General features: G+C 73.1%; 1 protein-coding gene. It reads left to right on the top strand.

Annotated elements, in window-relative coordinates:
* Positions 1 to 4,758, top strand: a 4,758-nt coding sequence (locus tag AB0I83_RS31220; RefSeq protein ID WP_363307029.1) for a type I polyketide synthase, incomplete at both ends; no start/stop codon positions are given.

The following is a 4,758-nucleotide window of genomic DNA, read 5'->3' as shown; positions in this document are numbered from 1 at the left end:
TCGTGCGCGGGTGCCGTTCTTCTCGACGGTCACGGGTGACTGGCTCGGTGACGAGGTACCGGACGCCGCGTACTGGGTACGCAACCTCCGCCACCGGGTCCGATTCGAAGAAGCGATAAGGGAGTTGGCCGCCGACGGCTTCGACGCCTTCGTGGAATGCAGCCCCCACCCGGTCCTGGCGGGCAACGTGGCGCACACGCTGGAGGAGGCCGACCGGGACGCGGTCGTGACCGGCTCGCTGCTCCTCGGGGACGGCGGCCTGCGGCGCCTGCTGACCTCACTGAGCGCCGTCTTCACCCACGGCGTCCCCGTGGACTGGTCCCGGATCTACGCCGGCACCGGTGCCCGCCGGGTCACGTTGCCCTCGTACGCCTTCCAGCGCGAGCGCTTCTGGCTCGCTCCCGACACCGGCACCGGTGCCCCTGACGTCGCGTCCGCGGGGCTCGTCCCGGCACGCCACCCCCTGCTCGGCGCTGCCGTGCGCACCGCCGCCCACGAGAGCCTGGTCCTGACCGGACGGCTCACCGCCCAGAGCCACCGCTGGCTCTACGACCACGCCGTCGGCACCCTCCCCCTCCTGTCGGGCACCGCCCTGCTCGAACTGGCGGCCCACGCCGGCGCCCGGAACGGTACCCCCCACATCGACGAACTCACCCTGCACGCCCCGCTGCCGCTGCCCTCCGAGGGCGACGCCACGGACCTTCAGGTGACCGTCACGGCCGACGGCCCCGACCGCGCCACCGCGACCGTGCACAGCCGTGCCGGAGCCGACGCCCGCCAGGAGGCCCCGGAATTCGGAGCGCCCTGGACACATCACGCGACGGCGACCCTCCGGGGCGCCCCCGAAGCGGTCCCCACCGCGCCCGACTGGGCAGCAGCCTGGCCGCCTCCCGGCACCACAGAGACCGATCTCACCGGCTTCTACGACGAACTGGCCGATGTCGGATACACCTACGGTCCCGCCTTCCAGCGCCTCGCCCGCCTCTGGAAGGCCCCCGACGGCACCGCCTACGCGGAAACGCGTCTGCCGGAGGGAGACCGGTCCGACTCCCCGGAAGACACGGCATTCGCCCTCCACCCGGCGCTCCTCGACGCCGTCCTGCACGCCGTGGTCGCCACCGGCCGCCCCGAGGACGGACTGCGCCTGCCGTACGCCTTCACCGAGGTCGCCGTACACACCCCCGGAGCCCGCGCGCTGCGTGCCCGCATCACCCCCTCCGGCACCTCCGCCGTCACGCTCGAACTCGCCGGACCGTCGGGGCAGCCGGTGGCGAGCATCGCCTCCCTCGCCCTGCGGCCCGCAGACACCACGCGGCTCACCGCGTCGCACGGCACGAGGGCCCGCTCCCTGTTCGGCGTCGAGTGGGAACCGCTGCCCCTGCCGGCCGGGGCCCACCCCGTCGGCCACTGGGCCGTACTGGCCGACGACGCGGCACCGGTCCACGACGCCCTGCGGCACCTCGGCTCCGCCCCGGACACCTACCGCGACCTCGACGGCCTGCGGGTCGCCCTCGACGCCGGAGCCACCGCGCCCGACGTCCTCGTGTGGGTCGTCCGCGACCCGAACGGCGACGCGTTGACCGCGGCGCACGGCCACACGGCCACGGCTCTGGAAACCGCCCGTCTCCTCCTCCTCGACGAACGCCTGGCAGGCACCCGCCTCCTCGCCGTCACCGAGGGAGCAGTCGGCCCCGCCCCCGTGGCCGACATCGCCGCCGCCACCGTCTGGGGCTTCCTGCGCACCGCGCACACCGAGACCCCCCGACGATTCCTCCTGGCCGACACCGACCGGGACCCCGCCTCGCTGCGCCTCCTGCCCGCCGTCGCCGCCGGCGACGAACCCCAGGTCGCCCTGCGCGACGGGCGGGCCCACGCCCCCCGTCTCACCCGCGTCACGAGTCAAACCGAGGACACCACCGTCCCCTTCGGGCCCGACAGTACGGTCCTGCTCACCGGCGCCACCGGACACGTCGGCCGACTCATCGCCCGGCGCCTGGTCCGTGAGCACGGCGTACGGCGCCTCGTCCTCGTCAGCCGAGGCGGGGCGGAGGCGACCGGCGACCTCACCGACGAACTCCACGGCGCCGGATGCGAGGTGACCACCCTCGGCTGCGACCCCGCGGACCGCGACGCCCTGCGGACCGCGCTCGAGGGGATCCGAGCCGACCACAGCCTCACCGCGGTCGTGCACGCGGCAGGCGTCCTCGACGACGCCGTGGTCACCTCCCTGACGCCCGGCCAGCTCACCACGGTGCTCCGCCCCAAGGCGGACGCCGCCTGGAACCTGCACGAACTCACCCGGGACGAGCCCCTGACCGCGTTCGTCCTCATGTCCTCGGTCTCCGGCCTCCTCGGCGGTGCGGGACAGGCCAACTACGCCGCCGCCAACGCCTTCCTCGACGCACTCGCGGCGCACCGCGCCGACCTCGGCCTGCCCGGACAGAGCCAGATCTGGGGCCTTTGGGAACAGGACGACCTCAGCGGCGGCATGGCCTCCGGCCTCGACACCGTCGACCGCGCGAGGCTGGCCAGGCTCGGCGTGGCAGCCCTGCCCGAGGACGAGGCCCTCGCACTCTTCGACCGCGCGGTCGCCGAACCCGGGCCGCTCGTCGTCCCCACTCGGCTGGACCTGCGCGGGGTGCGCGAAGAGGCGGGCGAAGCGATCCCGGCCCTGCTGCGCGGACTCGTCCGCCCGGCACGGCCCAAAGGGCCCGAGGGCAGCTTCGCCGAGCGTCTGGCGGCCCTGGCACCGGACGAGCGGACCGACCTGGCGCTCGATCTCGTACGCGACCTGGCCTCCGCCGTCCTCGGCCACGCCTCCGCCGACAAGGTCCCCGTCGCGCGCGCCTTCCGCGACCTCGGATTCGATTCGCTCAGCGCACTCGAACTGCGCAACCGCCTGAACAACGCGACGGGGCTGCGCCTTGCCGCCGGTCTGGTCTTCGACCACCCCACTCCCATCGCACTGGCCGCCCACCTGGTCGACCAACGTGACCACACCGAACGGCGGGAGGAACCGGTGGCCCCGAGTGAGCCCACCGACGAGCCCCTCGCGATCGTCGGCATGGCCTGCCGCTACCCCGGAGGCGTCACCGGTCCCGAAGAACTCTGGGAGCTGATGGCCTCCGGCGCTGACGGCATCGGCCACTTCCCGGCGGACCGCGGCTGGGACCTCGACGCGCTCTACCACCCCGACCCGGACCACACCGGCACGTCGTACACGCGTGAAGGCGGATTCCTGTACGACGCGGGCGATTTCGACGCCGGCTTCTTCGGTGTGTCGCCGCGTGAGGCGTTGGCGACGGACCCGCAGCAGCGGTTGCTCCTGGAGACCTCCTGGGAAGCCCTGGAACAGGCCGGATTCGACGCGAACGGCCTGCGTGGCAGCCGAACAGGCGTCTTCGCGGGACAGGTGTACCACGACTACGCGCCGTCGCCGGAGCGCACGCCGGGACATGTCGAGGGTCTGCTCATGACCGGCAGCGCCGGCAGTGTCCTGTCGGGTCGGGTGGCCTACACGTTCGGTTTCGAGGGTCCGGCGGTGACGGTCGACACGGCGTGCTCGTCGTCGTTGGTGGCGGTCCATCTCGCGGGCAGGGCGTTGCGCTCGGGCGAGTGCGATCTGGCCCTGGCCGGAGGTGTGACCGTCATGGCCACCCCCAGCCCCTTCGTTCAGTTCGCACGCCAGCGGGGGCTGTCGTCCGACGGCCGGTGCAAGCCCTTCTCGGCGGACGCCGACGGCATCGGGATGGCCGAGGGAGTCGGCGTACTCGTCCTGGAGCGGTTGTCTGACGCGCGTCGTCGTGGGCACCGGGTGCTCGCGGTGGTGCGGGGCAGCGCCATCAACCAGGACGGTGCCAGCAACGGCCTGACCGCCCCGAACGGCCCTGCACAACAGCGGGTGATCCGGGCGGCGTTGGCCGACGCCGGACTCCGGACCTCGGACGTGGACGCGGTGGAGGCCCACGGCACCGGCACCGTCATCGGTGATCCGATCGAGGCGGAGGCGTTGCTGGCCACGTACGGGCGGGGGCGTGATCGGGAGCGGCCGTTGTGGTTGGGGTCGGTGAAGTCGAATGTCGGGCATGCGCAGGCTGCTGCGGGTGTGGCCGGTGTCATCAAGATGGTCGAGGCGTTGCGGCGTGGTGTGCTGCCTGCTTCGTTGCATGCGGGGGAGCCGTCGCCGTATGTCGACTGGGCCTCGGGTGGGGTGCGGTTGCTGGCGGAGGCGCGTGAGTGGTCCGGTGCGGGGGGTCGGGTGCGGCGGGCGGGTGTGTCCTCGTTCGGGATCAGCGGCACCAACGCCCACGTGATCCTCGAAGAGGCACCCGCAGGGACAGGGCCGGAGACGGAGCGGCGCGGTGAACTCCCGGTCGTGCCGTGGGTGATCTCCGGCCGTGACCGGAAGGCCCTGCGGGCCCAGGCCGGCCGGCTGGCGGCCTTCGTCGAGGCACGTCCGGGCACCTCCGCCACACACATCGGTGCCTCCCTCGCGTCGGGTCGTGCGGTGCATGGGTGTCGTGCGGTGGTGGCGGGGGGTTCGCGGGAGGAGTTGCTGGGTGGGGTGCGGGCTTTGGCTCGTGAAGCCGGTGCCGGTGCCGGTGTTGGTGTTGGTGGGGTGCGGGTGGATGGTGCGGTGGCTCGTCCGGTGTTCGTGTTTCCGGGTCAGGGGTCGCAGTGGGTGGGTATGGCGGTGGAGTTGTTGGGGGAGGTGCCGGTTTTCGCGGAGCGGATGGGGGAGTGTGCTGCGGCGTTGGA

The sequence above is a fragment of the Streptomyces sp. NPDC049970 genome (genome assembly GCF_040660235.1).
GTDB lineage: Bacteria > Actinomycetota > Actinomycetes > Streptomycetales > Streptomycetaceae > Streptomyces.
Note: the sequence above shows the minus strand (reverse complement) of the source record. Positions and strands in the feature narration are given on the sequence as shown.